Raw genomic sequence first — 22,517 nt, forward strand, 5'->3', positions numbered from 1 at the left:
AGATAAAATGAGGAAGCAAAGAACAGGACTACTTGGCGTTATTTTTGATGATTTTATTCATCATCAAAAGCTGTCCTTATTTTTGCTGGTACTTGTTATGGTGTCTGCTATGTGTGTACTGATTACTACACAACAGACCAGATTGTTACTTAATCAACGAGAACGGCTGTTACTGGAAAGAGACGTACTTGAGAGCGAATGGCGTAACCTGATTCTGGAAGAGAATGTACTGGCAGATCAAAAACGTATTGAACGTCAGGCTATTAGTCAGTTAGGTATGCAAACAGTGACACCAAAAACAGAAACGATTATCGTGATTAAGAGTAGATAATAAATAGTATGAAGCCGGAAAAGAAATTTAAACGACAGGAGAAGAAAAGTTTTTTCACCGAATGGCGATTTTACATTGTCTACGGTTTTATCTTTGTCGCGATGTTTGGTCTGGCTGTCAAACTGGCTCTTTTACAAATAGTTGATCCTGATCGCCTTATTGCAGAAGGCGATAAGCGTTCTATTCGTCATCAGGAAGTGGAAGTTCCACGTGGAATGATTACCGATCGTTCCGGGCGAGCACTGGCCGTGAGCGTACCGATGGAAGATGTCTGGGTTGATCCTAAAGTAATTCAGCAAAAAGGTGGCGTGGATGTTAATGACTCCCGCTGGCAGGCATTTGCAGAAAGTGTAGGTGTGCCCGTTCATGATCTGGCGCAGCGTTTAAATAATACGAGTTCCCGGTTTGTGCGTTTAGCCCGCCAGATTACGCCAGCCATGGCTAATTATATTCGTCAGCTAAAACTGACCGGTGTTTATTTTGATGGTTCTTCTAAGCGTTTTTATCCGGCCAGTGAAAGTGTTGCTCAGCTTATTGGTTTTACCGATATCGAGGGTAAAGGTGCAGAAGGTATTGAACGCAGCTTAAACTCATGGCTGACTGGTGAGTCCGGGCAACGTACCGTTCGTCGTGACCGTTTTGGGCGTGTAATTGAAAATTTAGGTCAGATTGACGGTGAAGCCGCACAAGATCTGGTGTTAAGTATTGATGAGCGTTTACAAACATTAGCTTACCGGGAAATCAGTCAGGCTGTAGCATTTAATAAAGCGGATTCCGGTACGGCTGTGGTGGTTGATATTCAAACTGGTGAAATTTTGGCGATGGCAACCAGCCCATCTTATAACCCAAATAACCGTATTGGTATCACTGGTGAACTATTACGTAACCGTGCTGTCACTGATGCATTTGAACCAGGATCAACAGTAAAACCGTTAGTGGTTATTGCTGCTTTAGAAAATAAAGCAGTCCAACCAACAGAGATTATTGATACCAGACCGTTTTATGTGAACCGTTATGAAGTAAAAGATGTATCACCACAAAGACAACTCAGTCTGGAAGGGATTTTACAAAAATCCAGTAACGTTGGGGTGAGTCGTTTAGCACTGCGTATGGAGCCACAAACGTTAGTGGATTATTACTCTAAAGTAGGCCTTGGACAACCAACGAATTTAGGTCTTGGTGGTGAATCAAGAGGGACTATTGCTGCTAACAGAGCACGCTGGTCGGATATTGAAAGAGCCACATTTGCTTTTGGTTATGGCTTGATGGCAACACCACTACAACTGGCACGGGCATATGCAACAATTGGCAGTTTTGGTATTTATCGCCCGTTATCAATAACACGTGTGGATGAGCCGGTACCAGGTGTACGAGTACTGAATGAAAGAATTACCCGTGATGTGGTTAAAATGATGGAATCTGTAGCAGTCAGTGGTGGTGGTGTCAGAGCAGCAGTTCCGGGTTATAGCGTAGCGGTTAAGACCGGTACAGCTAAAAAAGTAGGGGAAAGCGGTAAATATATTAATGAATATATTGCGTATACAGCAGGTATAGCACCAGCCAGTAATCCGCGTTATTCACTGGTTGTAATTATCGACAATCCAAAAGCAGGGCAGTATTACGGTGGTACAGTTTCAGCACCCGTATTTAGTCACATTATGGGGGGAGTTCTAAGAACTATGAATATCGAACCTGATCGTCAGGCCGAAAATCCCCTGATTGTACATTAAACAACAGTAGGTAAAACAATGAATCGTTATTTGAGTGAACTACTTCAATATTTAGGTCTTGAATCATCAAGCCTGAAGGAGTCTTTACGTCAATTAACTTTGGAAAATTTGCGCATGGATAGCCGCATGATTAAGCCTAATGATGTATTTGTGGCAGTGAAAGGTTACCACGTAGACGGACATAGTTATATTGATCAGGCTGTTGCGTCTGGTGCTGTTGCAGTATTAAGTAGTACAGATGACGCCGGGCAAGATAAATCTATTCAATATATTGAATATCAAACAAAATTAATTCCACAAATTCGTATCTATCAGCTGTCTGAAAAATTATCAGATATTGCTGATTATTTTTACCATTCTCCGTCAACCCATATGCAACTGGTTGGTGTAACCGGAACCAACGGTAAAACAACTGTGGCACAATTACTGGCGCAGTGGGCTTCACTTTTTGACCAAAAAAGTGCCGTGATGGGAACAATTGGTAACGGTATTTATGGTCAGGAAAAGCCATCAGAAAATACCACGATGTCAGCAGTAGATGTGCAGTCTACACTGGCTGAGTTTGTGCAACAAAATGTGCAGTTTACTGCTATGGAAGTGTCTTCTCATGGGCTGGTGCTTGGCAGAGTAAAAGCGCTCTCTTTTGTAGCAACCATTTTTACTAATTTGAGTCGTGATCACCTTGATTTTCATGGCTCAATGGAAAATTATGCAGAAGCAAAATGGTCTCTGTTTGACCATGTAAGCCCGGCGGTTAAACAACCGGGTAAAAATATTATCAATTATGATGACCCGGTGGGTTTAAAATGGCTTGATCGTTTACCTGATGCGGTGGCAGTGTCAGTTAAGCAAGAGAACTTGGTCAAACTTAATCGTTGGCATCACCGTTATGTATGTGCAACTCAGGTTGCATATCATACCCGTGGTGCCACGATTTCGTTTGCATCAAGCTGGGGTGAAGCAACAATTGAAAGTCAGTTAATTGGTGAGTTTAATGTCGCTAATTTATTGGCAGTACTGGCAACTCTTTTAACTCTGGATTACCCGTTAGCTGAGTTGGTGAAAACCACCAAACAACTTCGTCCAATTTGTGGACGTATGGAAATTTTTGCAGCTAAACATAAACCGACGGTGATTGTGGATTATGCCCATACGCCGGATGCACTTGAAAAGGCGATCCAGGCTGCGCGTAAACACTGTGATGGCAATTTATGGGTGATTTTTGGCTGTGGTGGAGATCGGGATCGTGGTAAGCGCCCACTCATGGCGGCCACAGCAGAACAATTTGCTGATAACGTGGTAGTTACTCATGACAATCCAAGAACAGAAGACAGCAACCAAATTATTACTGATGTGTTAGCGGGCTTTTTAGATGCCGGGCGTGTGCAGGTTATTTTAGATCGTAAACAAGCTATTATCAGCGTCATTAATCAGGCACAAGAAAACGATATGATTCTTGTTGCCGGTAAAGGTCATGAAGATTATCAAATTATTGGTACACAAAAATATCACTATTCAGACCGTGAAACAGCCATCCAACTATTAGGAGTGCCAGTATGATTCCATTATCATTGACACAACTTACAGATGTTTTAAGCGGTGAGTCGGTTAATATTCATGATCCTAACCTGATGGTTCGTGATATTAGTACCGATACACGTAAGATTGAAAAAGGTAGTGTGTTTTTTGCGCTAGTTGGTGAGCGTTTTGATGGCCATGATTTTGCCCAGCAAGCCATTGAAAAAGGCGCTTGCGCTGTTGTTGTCAGTAAAAAAATCACTGCTGATATTCCGCAAATTATTGTCAAAGATACTTTAAAAGCTCTTGGACAAATTGGTCACTGGGTCAGAACTAAAGTTCAGCCAAGAATTGTGGCGTTGACTGGCTCTTCAGGTAAAACATCGGTAAAAGAAATGACCGCAGCTATTTTAAAACAATGCGGCCAAACTCTTTACACACAAGGTAATTTAAATAACGATATTGGTGTGCCACTCACGTTATTGCGTTTAACATCTGAAGACCGTTATGCAGTTATTGAGCTTGGTGCAAATCATATTGGTGAGATTGCTTATACCACGCAGCTAGTGCAACCTGAAAGTGCATTAATTAACAATATTGCCGCAGCCCATCTGGAAGGATTTGGCTCACTTGAAGGTGTTGCTAAAGCGAAAGGAGAGATCTTTTCCGGTTTACCTTATTCTGGCGGGACTGCAATTATTAACTGCGAAAGTTACTCAATGAACTGGCTTGAGCATCTTTCCCGCCAACAAGTTTACTCTTTTGCATTGAACTCATCTAAAGCAGATTACTATGCGTCAAATATTGTGCAATCAGCTTATACTGAGTTTGAATTACATACACCAAATCATGGCCATTTTCCGGTTCGTTTACCACTAATTGGTTTGCATAACGTGTCTAATGCCTTAGCAGCAACGGCGCTGGCACTGTCTGTTGGCGCGACAATTACCGCAGTACAACAAGGTTTGTTGACGTTACAACCGGTTAAGGGGCGTCTTTTCCCGATCCAGTTAACACCAACCCAACATATTTTAGATGATACTTATAATGCCAACGTAGGTTCAATGACTGCGGCGGTGAATGTTCTGGCAACTCAACCCGGATATCGAGTGCTTGTTGTTGGTGATATGGGGGAACTTGGTGATGAAGCTGTTGCCTGTCACCAGCAGATTGGTGAAGTAGCTAAAAAAGCAAAATTAGAAAAAGTATTAAGTGTTGGCCAGTTAAGTCAACATATCAGCCAGACCAGTGGAGCTGGACAACATTTCACAGATAAAAATGAATTAGTGAAAACGTTAAAACAAATTCTGGCAGAACATAACATCGTATCCATTCTGGTTAAGGGCTCACGTAGCGCCAGAATGGAGCAAATTATCGAACAATTAGTGCAGTAGGCATCGACATATGAATCAAACAATGATGAGCAAACAAGTTATGAATAATCAAGAAGGATCAGCATCATGTTAGTCTGGCTATCCGAGTATTTAGTAAAATATATCACCGTTTTTAATGTCATCTCTTACTTATCAGTAAGAGCTATTTTTGCGTTATTAACTGCCCTCATTATTTCCCTTTTAATGGGACAACGTGTTATTGACTGGTTGCAAAAATTACAGTTAGGACAAGTGATTCGTAATGATGGCCCGCAATCGCATTTAAGTAAAAAAGGTACGCCAACTATGGGAGGGACGTTAATTTTATCGTCTATTACCATCTCTGTGCTACTTTGGGCTGATTTACGTAATCCTTATGTATGGACTGTGTTATTTGTGCTGATTGGCTATGGCATCGTTGGTTTTGTTGATGATTATTTAAAAGTAGTGCGTAAAAACACCGATGGCTTAATTGCCCGCTGGAAGTACTTCTGGCAATCAGTCATTGCGCTGATTGTAGCATTTACTTTATATGCTTATGGTAAAGATACTGCGGTAACTCAATTAGTTGTGCCTTTCTTTAAAAATGTGATGCCACAACTTGGGATTATGTATATTTTACTAACCTATTTTGTTGTGGTTGGTGCGGGTAATGCGGTTAATTTAACTGATGGACTTGATGGTTTAGCGATTATGCCAACTGTTTTTGTAGCGGGTGGATTTGCTCTGGTCTCCTGGGCAACCAGTAACATGAACTTTGCTGATTATTTGCATATTCCTTATATCAAATATAGTGGTGAAGTGATGATTGTCTGTACTGCTATTGTTGGTGCCGGTCTTGGTTTCCTTTGGTTTAATACTTATCCGGCTATGGTTTTCATGGGGGATGTGGGCTCGCTCGCACTTGGCGGTTCTTTAGGGATTATTGCCGTATTACTACGTCAGGAATTTTTACTCCTCATTATGGGCGGTATTTTTGTAGTGGAAACACTGTCGGTTATTCTACAGGTTGGCTCGTACAAACTACGTGGTAAACGTATTTTCCGTATGGCACCACTGCATCACCATTATGAATTAAAAGGCTGGCCGGAACCGCGGGTTATTATCAGATTCTGGATTATTTCTTTAATGTTGGTCCTGATTGGACTGGTAACACTAAAACTACGTTAAAGAAAATGTATCAAGTTGTTGGGGGATAACATGAATTATCAAGGCAAAAATATCGTTATCATTGGGCTGGGAATCACAGGACTTTCTTGTGTAAACTATTTTCTGGCACAAGGCGTTATCCCTAAAGTGATAGACACACGCACAGAACCAGCTGGGCTGGATAAATTAGATAAACGTGTTGCATATCATTTAGGTAGTTTACGTTTAGACTGGTTACTGGAAGCTGACTTAATTGTATCGAGTCCGGGTATTGCTTTAGCAACACCAGAGCTACAAAAAGCGGCAGAGCAAGGCGTAGAAATCGTTGGTGATATTGAATTGTTTTGTCGTGAAGTGAATAAACTGGGTAATAAAAAAATTGCTGCGATTACCGGCGCTAATGGTAAAACGACGGTCACTACACTAGTTGGTGAGATTGTCAAAGCTTCAGGCATTTCGGTTGGTGTTGGTGGTAATATCGGTCAGGACGCCTTATCGCTGCTTGAACACGATTATGATATTTATGTACTTGAACTCTCCAGTTTTCAACTGGAGACAACCAGCAGCTTAAAAGCTACCGTCGCGACTATTTTAAATATTACTGAAGACCATATGGATCGCTATCCGTTAGGTATTGCTCAGTATACCGCCGCCAAACAACGAATTTACCATCAGGCGATGCATTGTTTGATCAATGCTGATGACCCATTAACTGTCCCGGAAACGGGTTTTAGCGATCGTTGTATCGAATTTGGTCTGCATCAGGGTGATTACTCACTGGATACCAGATACCAGCATTTACTGGTTGATGGAGAAGCAGTGTTTGATACGGCTGATATGCAACTTATTGGTTTACATAACTACACCAATGCTTTAGCTGCTCTGGCGATTGCGGATAAATTAGGTATTGATCGTGCTGTAACTTATTCGGTATTAAAACAATTTAAAGGCTTACCGCATCGCTTTGAGCTTGTACATGAGCATCGTGGTGTGCGCTGGATTAACGACTCTAAGGCAACCAATGTAGGTAGTACTGAGGCCGCTTTGCGTAGCTTAGTTTATCAAGGTCATCTCTATTTGCTACTTGGTGGTGATGGTAAAGCAGCGGATTTTTCTCCACTGATTCCTTATTTACAAAAAGACAATATCACGATTTATAGTTTTGGCCGTGATCGTCAATTGCTGGCAAAATTAAAACCAGAAAGTACAGTCGTAGTTGAAACTATGGCTGAAGCGATGAAAGAGATCGCAACCAAAGTGAAACCGGATGACGTGGTGCTGTTATCGCCGGCTTGTGCCAGTTTAGATCAATTTAAAAATTATGTAGAGCGGGGCAATGTATTTGCTCAGTTGGCAAAGGAATTTGATGCATGAAACTGCCAGGGCTAAATAAAACAGTCGATTCAAATACGATGGCATACGACAGTAGCTTACTGTGGTGTGTGATCGGCTTAATGAGCGTTGGTTTTATTATGGTGACTTCAGCCTCTATGTCGATCATTGATTTCCGTCCATTTTTCTATGCTCAGCGGGAACTCATAAACCTTGGTTTAGCTGTTGTTTTAATGATGATTACTTTTATGATTCCGGTTGGTCGCTGGCAGCAAGGCAGCGGTGTTTTACTACTGATTACTGTGTTAATGCTTGTTGCAGTACTTTTTACCGGGGCGACGATTAAAGGGGCTTCCCGCTGGATTCCGCTGGGTGTGTTTAACTTTCAGCCGGCAGAGCTGGCTAAGCTGGCACTGTTTTGTTATTTAGCCAGTTATTTAGCACGTAAGTCAGATGAGGTTCAGCGTAGTTTATGGGCATTTTTAAAGCCGATGACGGTTATGCTGGTATTATCAGTATTGCTACTACGCCAGCCTGACCTTGGAACTGTGATCGTGATGTTTACGGTGACACTGGGGATCTTATTTATTGCCGGTGCACGCTTATGGCAATTTGCAGCAATTGTGCTGAGTGGTTTGTCTTCTGTTATTTTATTAATTATTTTTGAACCATATCGGATAAAACGTGTCTTATCTTATTTAGATCCGTGGCAGGATCAGATGGGAGCTGGTTATCAATTAACCAGTTCTTTAATGGCAATTGGTAACGGTGGCTTATTTGGACAAGGTTTAGGTAACTCAGTCAGAAAACTGGGATATCTGCCGGAAGCGCATACTGACTTTATCTTTTCTGTGATCGCAGAAGAGCTTGGATATGTTGGTGTTATTGGTTTAATTGCACTGCTATTCTTTTTGTCATTAAAAGCGATGTCAATTGGTTACCGTGCACTGAATGCCGGATTACAGTTTTCAGGTTATTTAGCCTGCCAGATTGGTTTATGGTTTGGTTTTCAGTCTTTTGTGAATGTTGGTGTAACGTCAGGAATGTTGCCAACTAAGGGTTTGACACTACCATTTATTAGTTATGGTGGCTCAAGTTTATTAATTATGAGTGTTGCAATTGCGATTTTATTACGTATCGATTTTGAGTATCGTCAGTTGCAAAATCAAGCACGAACAAGGAGTGCTTAAGTGTCAGGAACAACGCCTAAAAAACTTTTAGTCATGGCTGGTGGTACAGGTGGGCATGTGTTCCCGGGACTGGCTGTGGCTCATTATCTTATGGAACAGGGTTGGCAGGTTCGCTGGCTTGGAACGGCAGATAGAATGGAAGCTGACTTAGTACCAAAACACGGTATTGAGATTGATTTTATTCAGATTTCCGGACTCCGTGGAAAAGGAATTAAAGCACTATTACAGGCACCGCTAAGAATTTATAAAGCGCGTGCGCAAGCGAAAAAGATTATTAAGGCATATCAGCCGGACGTAGTTTTAGGCATGGGCGGATATGTTTCTGGTCCGGGAGGGCTGGCAGCAAAATCTTGCGGTATCCCAATTGTGTTACATGAACAAAATGGTATTGCCGGGTTAACTAATAAGTGGTTAGCCAAAGTAGCTACTAGAGTATTACAAGCCTTTCCAACAGCTTTTCCAAATGCTGAGGTCGTAGGTAATCCGGTACGTGCAGATGTGCTTGCGTTACCACTCCCGGAAGCGCGTTTAGTTGATCGTAAAGGTGCGACTCGGGTGCTGGTGATGGGCGGTAGTCAGGGAGCTCGTATTTTAAATACTACGATTCCTGATGTGTATAAAGCGCTGCAAGGTAAGATCGTGGTCTGGCATCAAACTGGTAAAGGGGCTTTAGAAACGGTTAATGCAGCCTATGCTGGTTGTGATATGACAGATTGTAAAGTGACTGAATTTATTGATGACGTAGCAGATGCTTATGCCTGGGCTGATGTGGTGATTTGCCGTTCTGGTGCACTGACAGTAAGTGAATTGGAAGTTGCAGGACTTCCTGCGATTTTTGTCCCCTTTCAGCATAAAGATCGTCAGCAATACTGGAATGCAAAACCCATGGAAGACGCGGGAGCTGCAACCATTGTTGAACAAGCAGATTTTACGGCTGCCAAAGTGGTGGATATTTTAAGCCACTGGGATAGAAGAACGCTGTTTTATATGGCCAATCAGGCGAGTTCTTTGGCCATTATTGATTCAACAGCAAGAGTAGCAGAAGTTATTAAGCAAGTGGCTAAATAATTTCTTCAAATAAATCAAAGGGTTATAAATTAATAATTTGATATTATTCAATAACTTAAAGAGATAAATAACGTGAATGCAACAAAATTAGCAGAACTAAGAACCATGATTCCTGAGATGAAACGTGTCAGACACATTCATTTTGTTGGTATTGGTGGTGCAGGGATGGGCGGGATTGCCGAAGTCCTGGCTAATGAAGGTTATGAAATTAGCGGTTCGGATATCGCTGAGAATGCGGTCACACAACATTTACAAACACTGGGAGCAAGTATCGCTCTTGGGCACAGGGCAGAAAATATTGCTGGTGCTAGTGTGGTGGTTATTTCATCCGCTATTTCACAGGATAACATTGAAGTTGTCGCTGCGCGTGAATCGCGTATTCCTGTGATTCAGCGCGCTGAAATGTTGGCTGAACTTATGCGCTTCCGCTACGGAATTGCTATTGCCGGTACACATGGTAAGACTACGACAACCGCCATGGTGACCTCAATTTATGCAGAAGCAAAACTTGACCCGACATTTGTTAATGGTGGTTTGGTTAAAGCAGCTGGGACGCATGCTCGTTTAGGTAGCAGTCGCTATCTTATTGCTGAAGCGGACGAAAGTGATGCATCATTCCTGCATCTACAACCGATGGTTTCAATTGTGACCAATATTGAAGCCGACCATATGGATACCTATCAAGGTAATATTGAGAATTTAAAAAGAACGTTTATTACGTTTTTAAGAAATTTACCCTTCTATGGTTTAGGTATTATGTGTATTGATGATCCCATCAATCGGGAGCTGATCTCAATTGTGGGTCGTAAAATTATCACATACGGTTTTAGTGAAGATGCTGACGTTGTGATTAAAGATTATCGTCAGGAACGTTCAACCGGATATTTCACTGTTTGTCGTCCGGGGCGTTCTGAACTTAATGTTGAGCTGAGTGCACCGGGTCATCATAATGCACTTAATGCAACTGCAGCAATTATTGCAGCGACAGAAGATGGCATTGAAGATAGTGCAATTTTAAGTGCGCTGGCTAAATTTGCCGGAACTGGTCGTCGTTTTGATTTTCTGGGAATGTTCCCGCAAGACGATGGTGGTGATGTGATGCTGGTGGATGATTATGGCCATCACCCAAGTGAAGTGGATGTAACGATTAAAGCAGCACGTAATGGCTGGCCGGATCGTCGTTTAGTCATGGTATTCCAGCCGCATCGTTATACCCGAACGCGCGATCTGTATGATGATTTTTCTCGGGTTCTGTCTCAGGTTGATGAACTGGTGATGCTGGATGTTTATCCGGCTGGTGAAAAGCCAATTACCGGCGCAGATAGTCGTTCACTGTGTCGTACTATTCGTAATCGCGGTAAACTTGATCCAATTTATGTATCAGATACCAATTCTGTACCAAAAGTGTTAGCAGAAGTACTAAAAGGTGGAGACCTTTTATTGATTCAGGGAGCTGGTAGCGTTGGGCGTGTCGCTAAACAACTGGCTGAATTAAAATTATGTTTAAAATGAGTGCGTAAGGTTCATCATGAGTAAAGTTGCAGTCTTATTTGGTGGTACATCAGCGGAGCGGGAAGTTTCGTTGAAATCAGGCAATGCGGTTCTACAAGGTTTAAAAGAGGGGGGGATCGATGCTCACGGGATTGATACTAAAAACTATCCGCTCACTCAGTTAAAAGCAGATGGTTTTGATAAGGTTTTTATTGCGCTGCATGGTCGTGGTGGTGAAGATGGTATTACTCAGGCGGTACTGGAATATTTAGGCATTGCTTATACCGGTAGTGATGTGCTCTCTTCGGCTTTGACGATGGATAAACTAAAAACGAAATTAGTCTGGCAGTCACTAGGCTTACCTGTGACGAATTATGTGTTTTTAACTAAATCACAACCTATTGATAAAAAAACAATTATTGATAAAGTGGGCTTGCCGTTAATCGTTAAACCAAGCCATGAAGGCTCAAGTGTTGGTATGAGTAAGGTTTCTCTGGAAAGTGAACTGCAATCAGCATTAGATGAAGCCTTTAAATTTGATGATACAGTGCTACTTGAAACCTGTTTAACCGGACCTGAATATACGGTCGGTATTGTCGGTGGCGAGGTGTTACCTTCAATCCGCATTAAGCCGGCAGCAACGTTTTACGATTATGAGGCTAAGTATTTATCTAACGACACACAATATTTTTGTCCAAGTGGTTTAGATGCTAAGCAGGAAGCTGAAATGGCTAAACTAGCTCTGGATGCTTATAATGCCGTGGGGTGTTCTGGCTGGGGGCGCGTGGACATTATGATGGATAGTGCCGGTAAGTCTTATTTGCTGGAAGTAAATACTGCACCGGGTATGACCGATCATAGTTTAGTACCAATGGCAGCAAAACAGCGTGGATGGTCATTTAGTCAATTAGTTTGTAAGATTTTATCGCTGGCAGATTAATTCAGATTATGAAAAAAAGTCGTCAGGCGGCACCTAAAAAGGCGCCAGTTAAGAAAAAAAGGCTAGGCATTTTTCACAGTCTGGAACAATGCATCGGTTTAGTATTTTTCTTAATCGTTCTGATGGTAGGTGGCTGGATTGTATATACTATAGTGAACTGGATGGATAATCCTGAGCGAGTGGTGTTATCTCAACTGATTGTGACAGGTGAGAAAACGTATACGAGCGATCAGGATATTCAACAAGCGATTCAGTCACTGGGTCTGATGGATACGTTTATCGGGCAGGATGTAAATACGATTCAACAAGAAGTGTTACGAATTCCCTGGATTAAGCAGGTTAGCGTGCGTAAACAGTGGCCGGATAAGTTGATTCTTAATATTGTTGAGTATAAACCGACAATGTATTGGAATGATGTATTTTTACTTGATGAGCACGCGACCGTATTTAGTTTACCAGCTGAGCGTACACAAGAGTTGATTCTACCGGCGTTACACGGACCGGAAGGTAAAGAGGTACTGGTTTTAGATGAATATCGTAAACTGAATGATATTTTGAAAAATAACCAGCTAAAAAATGGATTAGTTTTAGTAATCACAACAATTAGTGCAAACGAAAGATATTCCTGGCAACTTATGGTAAAACAGTGCATTAGTGGGAATTCTGGTGATGCCATGCTGTGTAATGATGACGAAAACATCAAATTAGTTCTTGGTCGGGAAAAAATCGAAGAGCGTTTTAAACGATTTATAGAGTTATATCCGGAAATTCAGGCTAAAACAGCTGAAAATGAACGTATTGTTGCGGTAGATTTGCGCTATAATAATGGGATATCTGTACAACGGAATGTACTTAATAAAATAACGAATAATTGAAGTAATGAAGGCTAAACATGAAATCAGCAGATAGGAAATTAGTAGTTGGTGTCGAGGTCGGAACCTCTAAAGTACTCGCTTTAGTTGGTGAAGTGCTCCCTGATGGTATTGTCAATGTCATCGGTGTCGGCCATTGTCCGTCAAAAGGTGTCGATAAAGGCGGCGTCAATGACTTAGAGTCAGTGGTAAAGTCACTTCAACGTGCTATTGATCAGGCTGAACTGATGGCAGATTGCCAGATTTCTTCCGTTTACCTTGCATTATCAGGTAAGCATATTCGCTGCCAAAATGAAATTGGCATGGTGCCGATTGCTGAAGAAGAAGTCACCGCTGATGATGTTGAAAATGTGGTACATACAGCGAAATCAGTACGAATTTTAGATGAACACCGAATTTTACATGTGATTCCACAAGAGTATTCGATCGATTTACAAGAAGGGATCAAAAATCCAATCGGTCTGTCTGGTGTTCGTATGAAAGCGAAAGTGCACTTGATTACCTGTCATAATGATATGGCAAAAAATATTGTGAAAGCGGTTGAGCGTTGTGGTTTAAAAGTTGATCAGTTAATTTTCTCTGGACTGGCATCAAGTTATGCAGTACTGACTGACGATGAGAAAGAACTGGGTGCCTGTGTGATCGATATGGGTGGCGGTACGATGGATATTTCGGTTTATACCGGTGGTGCGTTACGCCATTCTGCAGTGATTCCTTATGCAGGAAACGTAGTAACAAGTGATATCGCTTACGCGTTTGGTACACCGCCAATGGACGCAGAAAATATTAAGATCCGTTACGGTTGTGCGGTTGGTTCTTTGATCGGTAAAGATGAAGTGATCGATGTACCAAGCGTCGGCGGTCGTCCATCTCGAGCCCTGCAACGTCAGACATTGGCAGATGTGATTGAGCCTCGTTATACAGAGCTTCTAAATTTAGTGAATAAAGAACTTCAGATCTTACAAGAAAGTTTGAAGCAACAAAATGTCAAACATCAGTTAGCAGCAGGGATAGTCTTGACTGGTGGCGCGGCACAAATTAAAGGATTGGTTGAGTGTGCGGAAAAAGTTTTCCACACACAAGTGCGGGTCGGACAACCTTTGAATATTTCTGGCTTAACTGATTATGTCCAGAAGCCTTATTGTTCAACTGCTGTCGGCTTATTACATTATGGTAAACAGAGCTTGTTAAGTGGCGATCAGGAAGGGAAGAATAAATCTTCCGTGACAGGATTTATTAAACGCGCAACAAGTTGGTTTAAGAAAGAATTTTAATGCAAAACGTGACAATTAACTGATGACATTGTATCGACATAACTGTACAATATCAGCGAGCGTTATGTAGGGCGTAAATTGGAGATTAATTATGTTTGAACCTATGGTGGCAACTAACGAACCGGTAATTAAGGTCATCGGTGTCGGTGGTGGTGGTGGTAATGCTGTAGAGCATATGGTGGTAGAGCACATTGAAGGTGTGGAATTTTTTGCTGCCAATACAGATGCTCAGGCATTAAGAAAATCAAAGGTAGGTCAAACAATTCAGATCGGTAGTAATATCACTAAAGGCCTTGGTGCTGGTGCGAATCCGGAAGTCGGTCGTACATCTGCTCAGGAAGATCGTGATACTATTCGCAGCGCGCTTGAAGGTGCTGACATGGTATTTATTGCCGCTGGTATGGGTGGCGGTACTGGTACTGGTGCTGCTCCGGTTGTTGCTGAAATTGCTAAAGAACTTGGAATTTTAACCGTTGCTGTTGTCACTAAACCTTTTAGTTTCGAAGGTAAAAAGCGTATGGCTTTTGCTGAGCAAGGTATTTCTGAACTGGCAAAGCACGTTGACTCCCTGATTACGATCCCAAATGATAAGCTCTTAAAAGTACTTGGCCGCGGTGTAACTTTATTAAATGCTTTTTCAGCAGCAAATGGCGTTTTAATGGGTGCGGTGCAAGGTATTGCAGAATTAATTACACGTCCAGGTTTAATCAACGTGGACTTTGCAGACGTTCGTACAGTAATGTCTGAAATGGGTTATGCCATGATGGGTTCCGGTAAAGCATCCGGTGATAATCGTGCAGAAGAAGCTGCTGAAATGGCAATTTCCAGCCCATTACTTGAAGATATCGATCTTTCTGGTGCTCGTGGTGTGTTAGTTAACGTGAGCGCTGGTATGGATTTAAGTCTTGAAGAGTTTGAAACAGTAGGTAACACCGTCAAAGCATTTGCTTCAGACAACGCTACTGTTGTTATTGGTACTACACTTGATCCAGAAATGTCTGATGAAATTCGTGTAACAGTTGTTGCAACGGGTGTTGGTATGGATAAGCGTCCTGAAATGAAAATGGTTTCTCCAAACCATCGTCCGGTTCAGGAACAAAGATATCAGCCACAACCAACAGCGCCTGTAACACAATCTCAACCAGAGATCAGACCAGCACAAGTTGTGAACGATCAAACAGTAGCACCAGTGAGTAAAGAAGATTATTTAGATATTCCTGCTTTTTTACGTAAGCAAGCTGACTAAAATGGAACTAAATCCTATTTGTCAGGTCAAATGTAGTGACACAGTAGAAAAGCTGGGGAGAGGGTAAAATGGTAAAACAAAGAACACTTAAACAAACGATCCAAACAACGGGTGTTGGTTTGCATACGGGTAAAAAAGTCACCTTGATTTTACGCCCTGCGCCAGAAAATACCGGTGTGGTGTATCGTCGTACGGATCTAAACCCTCCGGTCGATTTCCCAGTTGATGCGAAATCAGTTAGAGACACGATGCTATGTACATGTTTAATCAATGAAGATAATGTACGTATTTCAACTGTTGAACACATCAATGCAGCATTAGCAGCACTTGGTATCGATAATATTGTGATTGAAGTTGATGCACCAGAGATTCCAATTATGGATGGTAGCGCAAGTCCTTTCATTTACTTATTACTTGATGCGGGTATTGAAGAGCTAAATGCACCGAAGAAATTTATTCGCGTGAAAGAGAAAGTTCGCGTTGAAAATGGTGATAAATGGGCTGAAATTGAGCCTTACAATGGCTTTAAGCTAGACTTTACTATTGATTTTAATCACCCAGCGATTGATAGCAGTTCACAGCGTTATCAAATGGAATTCTCTGCTGAAGCATTTATGCGTGAAATCAGCCGTGCGAGAACATTTGGCTTTATGCGTGATATTGAGTATTTACAGTCACAAGGTTTATGCCTTGGTGGTAGTCTTGATTGTGCGATCGTAGTTGATGATTATCGTGTATTAAATGAAGACGGTTTACGTTTTGAAGACGAATTTGTTCGCCACAAAATGTTAGATACCGTTGGTGATTTATATATGTGTGGTCATAACATTATCGGTTCTGTAACTGCGTATAAATCAGGTCATGCTTTAAATAACAAACTATTACAAGCGCTACTTGCTAATCAGGAAGCCTGGGAATATGTTACATTTGAAGATGAACAAAGCGTACCGGTTGCTTTAGGCACACAATCGCTAGTTCTGGCTTAAGAATATAATTGATAAAACGCTTTTGCCGAGAGGTGAAAGCGTTTTTCTTTTCTGCTAAATTAATTTGTCTAATTGATAATTATAAGTTGAGTACTACTATGAAACAGAGTCACTTTTTTGCTCATCTTTCTCGCTTAAAGCTAATTAGTCGTTGGCCGCTGATGCGTAACGTCCGGACTGAAAATGTGTCTGAGCATAGTTTGCAAGTGGCATTTGTGGCTCACGCACTGGCTGTGATTAAAAACAGAAAATTTGCAGGTACTGTTAATGCCGAACGTGTTGCTTTAATGGCGATGTATCATGATGCATCAGAAGTATTAACCGGAGATATGCCAACACCTACTAAATATTATAATCCGCAAATCACGGTAGAATATAAAAAGATTGAGAAAATTGCCCAGCATAAATTAATTGATATGTTACCAGAAGAGCTGAGAGATGATTTCCGTCCATTTATCGATGACGACTTTTATGCTGAAGATGAACGGCATTTAGTTAAACAAGCTGATGCGTTATGTGCCTATTTAAAAACAATCGAAGAGATGAGCGCCGGTAATAATGAATTTAAACTGGCAGAACAAAGACTGAAAAAGACCTTATCGGAAAGAAATAGCCCGGAAATGGAATATTTTATGTCAGTCTTTGTGCCAAGTTTTAGCTTGTCTTTGGATGAGATAACATTGGATTGATAACACTTGATTTATAACACTTAATTTATAACAACAAAAAAGAGGCAATGAGCCTCTTTTTTATTTAAGCGATTTTACGTATTAGCCAGATACATAACGCTGATATGATTAGTGGTAAACCAAGAGCTGTAAAATAGGACTCCATAGACCAGTTAGCTGCAATCAGTATTCCTGCCAGATAAGGTCCAATTGTGGCACCAAGTCGTCCGATTCCTAGTACAAAACCTGTTCCGGTCGTTCTGATTTCGGCCGGAAATACTTTTGGCGCTGTAGCATAAAGCCCAGCCATGGCACCAAAGAGTGTAAAGCCGATAAGAGTAATTAAACTGAGCAGAATAATTAAAACATTCTGGCTAAAACCAAATAATACTACAGCGACAAATCCAACAATTAGCATCACTGCGGTTACGACTTGTACTGAGTAACGTCGTGATAACCATCCGAGCGACAGACCACCAACAATTCCGCAGAGATTCATTAAAATAGAACCGGTGATACTAGTTTGTGTTGAGTAACCGAGGTTAACCAGAATTTTTGGTGTCCAGTTGGTTAAAAAGTAGAAGGAACACATCAACATAAAGTAGCTACAGCAGAGTAATAAGGTCGTTTTTAACATAGCCGGAGTAAACAGTAATTTAAAGGCATTCTGCGATTGCTTATTTGTTCTGCAGGTAACTTCCGGATAGCTTGTTTGTGTCGGTAGTCCTAATCTGACTAGTAATTGATTTAGTTTAGTTAAACGTTGTTTATTTTGGCTGTTTAATAAAAAATCTAATGATTCTGGTAACTGATAAATCACAATGGGAATTAACAGTAATGAGAATGCACCACCAAAAAAGAATACATAACGCCAGCCATAACTATTAATCAGATATATTGATAAAATCCCTCCAACCATCGCACCAACTGTATATCCGGCCGCCATTATACTAATAGCCAGTGAACGATATTGGTTAGATGAGTACTCTGCAACGACAGTATTTATGGCGGGTAAAATAGCCCCCATTCCAAGACCGGTAATAATTCTTAGCGTAATGAGCTGTTCATAACTATCGGAAAGACCGGAAGCAAACATACCTAAACTTAAAATCGCCAGACATGTTAAGACGATAAAGCGACGACCAAATTTATCAGCCAGCGGAGAGAGCAGCAAAGCACCTGCTACCATGCCGGCTAGTCCTGAACTAAATAATAATCCTAACTGCTCAGGAGAAAGCCCCCATTGTGCTGTGATTGATGGGCCTGTAAAAGCAATAGCCAGAACATCAAATCCATCAATAAAGCTGATTAAAACACAGACTGTGACAGCAACAATCTGAAACAGGTTCATAGAACCTGTATGTAAACTCTGTCTGATATCAATATTCACAATATAAACCTATAACACTTTGTTAAAACTTAATTACTTCTTGATTTCCAGATTACCCCAGACATCTTTAGCAATATCAACAACCAGTTGTAGTTTGGCGCGTTGTTCCGCTACTGTAATGTTATTGCCGTGAACTGTACTACTAAATCCACATTGTGGGGATAGAGCCAGTTGTTCAAGCGGAACATATTTTGCAGCTTCTTCTAGACGGCGCTTAATGTCATCCGGATTTTCAAGTTGTGGGAACTTGCTTGAGATCAGACCTAGTACCGCAATTTTACCTTTTGGAAGGAAACGTAATGGCTGGAAATCACCACTGCGTTCATCATCATATTCCAGGAAGTAAGCATCTAATTTCATTTCACTCAGTAGTGCTTCTGCCACAGGTTCATAATGGCCACTAGCGGCGTGAGTACTTCTGAAATTACCACGGCAAAGATGAATTGAAAGTGTAAGATCTTTTGGTTTTAAAGCCACGACTTTATTGATAAATTCAGCGTACTGATAAGGTAGTTTTTCCGGGTCATCACCACGCGAACGTGCAGCCTCTCTCATTTTGTTATCACATAAATAAGCCAGATTGGTATCATCCATTTGTACGTGACGACAGCCTGCGTTATAAAGTGAAGTAAGTTCATCGGCATAAGCCTTTGCAACGTCGTCATAAAAATCTGGCTCCAGTTTTGGATAAGCACGATAATCAATACCTGCACGTCCGCCACGGAAATGTAACATGGTTGGTGAGGGGATTGTTACTTTAGGTATTGAAGTTGGTGCAGCCTGACTTTTTAAATATAAGAAATCTGATAGCTGAATATCTCTGATATGCTTAACACGGCTGGTTACTTTAATAGTTGGTGGGGATAGCTCTTCTTTACCATCAGCATTTTTAACAATCACTGGAATATCTGTAGTTACACCACCAAGTTGTTGTAAGAAATCAAGATGGAAATAGGTTCTGCGAAATTCACCATCAGTTACACTGTGAATGCCAACTTCTTCCTGAAATTTTACGATTTCGGTAATGGCCTTATCTTCAACTGTTCTTAGTTGATCAAATGTAATGGCGTTATTAGCATATTGTTGACGCACCTGTAACACGTAGTCAGGTCTAAGAAAACTGCCTACATGGTCAGCACGAAAAATAGGTGATTGGCTCATTTTTTTATCCTTACAATTTATAAGACTTCTAGGTGTTTAGACGTCTAGATGTATTTAATCATATCGAAACAATTTTATGAATGCAAATAAAATATTCATTTATTTATGAAAAGAGTTGAGTAGAAAAATAAAATAAAAAATTGGCATCTTCGCTAAAACTGTATATAATCACAGCATCTGTATAAAAAAACAGGAATAGGACATGAAACCATTAACAGAGCGTCAACAGCAGATTTATGATCTGATTCGTGACAATATTGCCCAAACAGGGATGCCACCAACCCGAGCTGAAATTGCCAATCAATTAGGCTTTCGTTCTGCTAATGCGGCAGAGGAGCACTTAAAAGCGCTAGCACGTAAAGGTGCAATTGAAATGATTGCCGGTTCATCTCGTGGTATTCGTCTACTGCTGGAAGATGATAAGGTGGAAGAAGAAGGCTTACCTTTAATTGGACGTGTTGCAGCAGGCTCTCCAATCTTAGCTCAGGAACATATCGAAGGTCACTATCAGGTTGACGCCGGTTTATTTAAACCGCACGCAGACTTTTTATTACGTGTGAATGGGATGTCCATGAAAGATATTGGTATCTTAGATGGTGATTTACTTGCTGTACATAAAACACAAGATGTGCGTAATGGTCAGGTAGTGGTTGCACGTATTGACGAAGAAGTGACAGTTAAACGCCTTGATCGTAAAGGGAATAAAGTTCGTCTGCTGGCAGAAAATCCGGAGTTTTCACCAATTGAAGTTGATTTAACTTCAGCTGATTTTAGTATTGAAGGACTAGCTGTTGGTGTGATTCGTAATGGTAGCTGGATGTAGTTAGTATTTGTGTTATTGGTAGTAACATTATTTCAAATAAAAAGGTTAGTAGAGATACTAACCTTTTTGTTTTTTAATTCATTAACTTAGTAACATAATAAGTACCATACCCCAAATAGTTAGCAAGGTATTACCAATTGCATAAGTAATGGTATAGCCAAGTCCTGGTACGTTGCTTTTTGCTCTTTCACAAATCATACCCAGTGCTGCCGTTGTAGTTCTGGCGCCAGCACAACAACCAAGTACTAAAGCAGGGTGGAATCTAAAGATATATCTGCCAACAAGCACACCAAGAATGAGCGGAACACTGGTTGCTACAATACCCCATAGGAATAGGCTAATGCCAAGTTGTTCAAGACCAATAATAAATTTAGGGCCTGCAGATAAACCAACCACGGCAATAAACACGTTTAAACCAACAGAATTCATAAACCATACAGTTGGTTCAGGAATACGACCAAGTTTTGGTCTGATGGAACGCAACCAGCCAAAAATAAGGCCAGCGATTAAGGCACCACCAGCGGTTGACAAAGTGATGGGTACGCCACCTATTTTAATTACAACTGCGCCAATAAGTGCACCGATTGCTATGGCACCCGCTAAGAAGGCGACATCAGTCACGCTGGTCTGACGATCAACATAACCTAAATCTTTAGCGAGTTTCTCTACGTCTTTAGTTAAACCCGTTAGTGTGACAATATCACCACGATGAAGCTGTGTTTTGGCCAGTACCGGAATTTCGGTTGCTACTGCACCACGGCGAATTCGGCGGATAAATACACCTCTGGCTTCGATACTTTTTGAAATATCTTCTAATGTTTTACCGTCAAATTTCTTATTGGTAATAAAGACATCAATACCTTCAATCGGTTGTTTTAAGAGTTCCGGATTAGCAATTTCAATGGCATCTTCCTGATTATCAAAAATACTGACAATCTTTTGATGATCACCGCCGATAATTAAAATATCGTTACTTTGCAGAACTTGTGAGGAGGTTGCAGTAACGGGTTTTCCTTGTCGTTCTAATCCTTCAATAAACATCATATGATCAGGGAATTTTGCTTCCAGCTGTTTTATCGTCAGTCCTACAGCATAGTGATCCTGAGTGATTTTATAAGCTCTGAGCTCATAATCATGCCAGGCCGTTTCCTGACTCTCTGTATTTGATGTACTGCCAAATTCTTTCTCATAATCCTGACAGGCTTTGGCGATATCCACTCTTAAAAGGATAGGACCTAAGTAGGTGAGTAGTAGAGCAGAACCGACAGTACCAAAGATATAGCTAACGGCGTAAGCAACCGGGATTGAACTATTGATTTTTTCCAGTTCATCAGCAGAGAGATTCAAGCGACTAATCGCATCACTTGCCAAGCCAATGGATGCTGACATTGTTTGTGAACCAGCAAAAAGACCTGTAGACGCGCCAAGATTGTAACCAACTAATTTAGCAATGATAACCACAATCGCTAAGCTGAATATACACTGTACAATGGCAAATAGTGCCTGAGGAATCCCATTCTTGGCAACGCTTTTGACAAACTGTGGACCTATTCCATAACCAACAGCAAATAAGAAGAGAAGAAAGAAAATACTTTTTACGTTATCGGAAATGGTGATATCCCATTGCCCGATAATAATTGCACATATTAGTGTTGAGGTCACCGCCCCTAAACTAAAACCTTTATAGCTTTTGCCACCAAACCAATAACCAAAAGCGAGAGCTAAAAATACAGCAATCTCTGGGTAGGTTTGTAATGTTGACTTTAGCCATTCCATAGCAGCCTCCAAATAAGAGAGATTCAAACATTAAAACTATTGTAATTCAAGATTGGGATTGGACAGGGACATTATAAAAAATGAATGTTCGAGAGCAACCTTTGTATAATATAAAGTAATCTGATATTTTATCAATGAGCTTTTAGTGTGAAAATAAAGGAGGATAAAACAGGAAAATACACGTTTTAGCTATTTATGC

General features: G+C 41.0%; 19 protein-coding genes. 16 read left to right on the forward strand and 3 right to left on the reverse strand.

Going from position 1 to position 22,517, the window contains the following annotated elements; all coding sequences use genetic code 11:
* Positions 1-7 precede the first annotated feature (7 nt).
* The 15 genes from ftsL to yfbR all read left to right on the forward strand — a co-directional run bounded on the left by ftsL (position 8) and on the right by yfbR (position 17,189).
* Positions 8-331: a cell division protein FtsL gene (gene ftsL / locus IPMB12_RS04290; protein ID WP_166915275.1), complete on the forward strand. Its 324-nt coding sequence runs from the start codon at positions 8-10 to the stop codon at positions 329-331.
* An 8-nt stretch (positions 332-339) separates the two neighbouring features.
* Complete coding sequence (gene ftsI, locus IPMB12_RS04295; protein WP_166915277.1) at positions 340-2,061, forward strand: peptidoglycan glycosyltransferase FtsI; 1,722 nt, start codon at positions 340-342, stop codon at positions 2,059-2,061.
* Between the two features lie 18 nt (positions 2,062-2,079).
* Positions 2,080-3,621 carry a UDP-N-acetylmuramoyl-L-alanyl-D-glutamate--2,6-diaminopimelate ligase gene (gene murE / locus IPMB12_RS04300; protein ID WP_166915279.1) on the forward strand — a complete coding sequence of 514 codons (1,542 nt, stop codon included), beginning with the start codon at positions 2,080-2,082 and terminating at the stop codon, positions 3,619-3,621.
* Positions 3,618-4,973: a UDP-N-acetylmuramoyl-tripeptide--D-alanyl-D-alanine ligase gene (gene murF / locus IPMB12_RS04305; RefSeq protein ID WP_166915281.1), complete on the forward strand. Its 1,356-nt coding sequence runs from the start codon at positions 3,618-3,620 to the stop codon at positions 4,971-4,973. Before murE ends, murF begins: the two co-directional genes overlap by 4 nt.
* Positions 4,974-5,039: 66 nt before the next feature.
* Complete coding sequence (mraY, locus tag IPMB12_RS04310; RefSeq protein WP_166915283.1) at positions 5,040-6,122, forward strand: phospho-N-acetylmuramoyl-pentapeptide-transferase; 1,083 nt, start codon at positions 5,040-5,042, stop codon at positions 6,120-6,122.
* Between the two features lie 30 nt (positions 6,123-6,152).
* Positions 6,153-7,475 carry a UDP-N-acetylmuramoyl-L-alanine--D-glutamate ligase gene (gene murD, locus IPMB12_RS04315; RefSeq protein WP_166915285.1) on the forward strand — a complete coding sequence of 441 codons (1,323 nt, stop codon included), beginning with the start codon at positions 6,153-6,155 and terminating at the stop codon, positions 7,473-7,475.
* The gene (ftsW, locus tag IPMB12_RS04320; protein ID WP_166915287.1) at positions 7,472-8,623 is read left to right on the forward strand and encodes a cell division protein FtsW; all 1,152 of its coding nucleotides are present in this window, start codon (positions 7,472-7,474) and stop codon (positions 8,621-8,623) included. Before murD ends, ftsW begins: the two co-directional genes overlap by 4 nt.
* 33 nt (positions 8,624-8,656) lie before the next feature.
* Positions 8,657-9,691 carry an undecaprenyldiphospho-muramoylpentapeptide beta-N-acetylglucosaminyltransferase gene (murG, locus tag IPMB12_RS04325; RefSeq protein WP_407704071.1) on the forward strand — a complete coding sequence of 345 codons (1,035 nt, stop codon included), beginning with the start codon at positions 8,657-8,659 and terminating at the stop codon, positions 9,689-9,691.
* A gap of 72 nt (positions 9,692-9,763) precedes the next feature.
* Positions 9,764-11,203 carry a UDP-N-acetylmuramate--L-alanine ligase gene (murC, locus tag IPMB12_RS04330; RefSeq protein WP_166915292.1) on the forward strand — a complete coding sequence of 480 codons (1,440 nt, stop codon included), beginning with the start codon at positions 9,764-9,766 and terminating at the stop codon, positions 11,201-11,203.
* A 13-nt stretch (positions 11,204-11,216) separates the two neighbouring features.
* Entirely contained in the window at positions 11,217-12,122 is a 906-nt protein-coding gene (locus IPMB12_RS04335; protein ID WP_166917689.1) for a D-alanine--D-alanine ligase, read from the forward strand.
* 8 nt (positions 12,123-12,130) lie between these two features.
* Positions 12,131-12,997: an FtsQ-type POTRA domain-containing protein gene (locus IPMB12_RS04340; RefSeq protein WP_166915294.1), complete on the forward strand. Its 867-nt coding sequence runs from the start codon at positions 12,131-12,133 to the stop codon at positions 12,995-12,997.
* A gap of 17 nt (positions 12,998-13,014) precedes the next feature.
* Positions 13,015-14,268, forward strand: coding sequence for a cell division protein FtsA (gene ftsA / locus IPMB12_RS04345; protein WP_166915296.1), 1,254 nt, complete (start codon positions 13,015-13,017; stop codon positions 14,266-14,268).
* Positions 14,269-14,359: 91 nt separating this feature from the next.
* A complete protein-coding gene (gene ftsZ, locus IPMB12_RS04350) occupies positions 14,360-15,514 on the forward strand; it encodes a cell division protein FtsZ (protein ID WP_166915298.1) in 1,155 nt (384 codons plus the stop codon).
* A gap of 68 nt (positions 15,515-15,582) precedes the next feature.
* Positions 15,583-16,500: a UDP-3-O-acyl-N-acetylglucosamine deacetylase gene (gene lpxC / locus IPMB12_RS04355; protein WP_166915300.1), complete on the forward strand. Its 918-nt coding sequence runs from the start codon at positions 15,583-15,585 to the stop codon at positions 16,498-16,500.
* 98 nt (positions 16,501-16,598) lie between these two features.
* The gene (gene yfbR / locus IPMB12_RS04360; protein ID WP_166915302.1) at positions 16,599-17,189 is read left to right on the forward strand and encodes a 5'-deoxynucleotidase; all 591 of its coding nucleotides are present in this window, start codon (positions 16,599-16,601) and stop codon (positions 17,187-17,189) included.
* Positions 17,190-17,253: 64 nt separating this feature from the next.
* Here yfbR and IPMB12_RS04365 read toward each other — a convergent pair whose 3' ends face one another.
* Both IPMB12_RS04365 and IPMB12_RS04370 read right to left on the reverse strand, forming a co-directional pair.
* The gene (locus IPMB12_RS04365; protein WP_166915304.1) at positions 17,254-18,558 is read right to left on the reverse strand and encodes an MFS transporter; all 1,305 of its coding nucleotides are present in this window, start codon (positions 18,556-18,558) and stop codon (positions 17,254-17,256) included.
* Between the two features lie 33 nt (positions 18,559-18,591).
* Complete coding sequence (locus tag IPMB12_RS04370; RefSeq protein WP_166915306.1) at positions 18,592-19,719, reverse strand: 5-methyltetrahydropteroyltriglutamate--homocysteine S-methyltransferase; 1,128 nt, start codon at positions 19,717-19,719, stop codon at positions 18,592-18,594.
* Positions 19,720-19,921: 202 nt separating this feature from the next.
* Here IPMB12_RS04370 and lexA point away from each other — a divergent pair, with 202 nt between their 5' ends.
* Positions 19,922-20,542: a transcriptional repressor LexA gene (gene lexA / locus IPMB12_RS04375; RefSeq protein WP_166915308.1), complete on the forward strand. Its 621-nt coding sequence runs from the start codon at positions 19,922-19,924 to the stop codon at positions 20,540-20,542.
* Positions 20,543-20,623: 81 nt separating this feature from the next.
* Here lexA and aspT read toward each other — a convergent pair whose 3' ends face one another.
* Positions 20,624-22,318 (reverse strand): aspartate-alanine antiporter, encoded by a 1,695-nt coding sequence (gene aspT / locus IPMB12_RS04380; RefSeq protein WP_166915310.1) that lies wholly within the window; start codon positions 22,316-22,318, stop codon positions 20,624-20,626.
* Positions 22,319-22,517: the final 199 nt, after the last annotated feature.

Source organism: Zophobihabitans entericus, from assembly GCF_011745665.1.
Classification (GTDB): Bacteria; Pseudomonadota; Gammaproteobacteria; order Enterobacterales; family Orbaceae; genus Zophobihabitans; species Zophobihabitans entericus.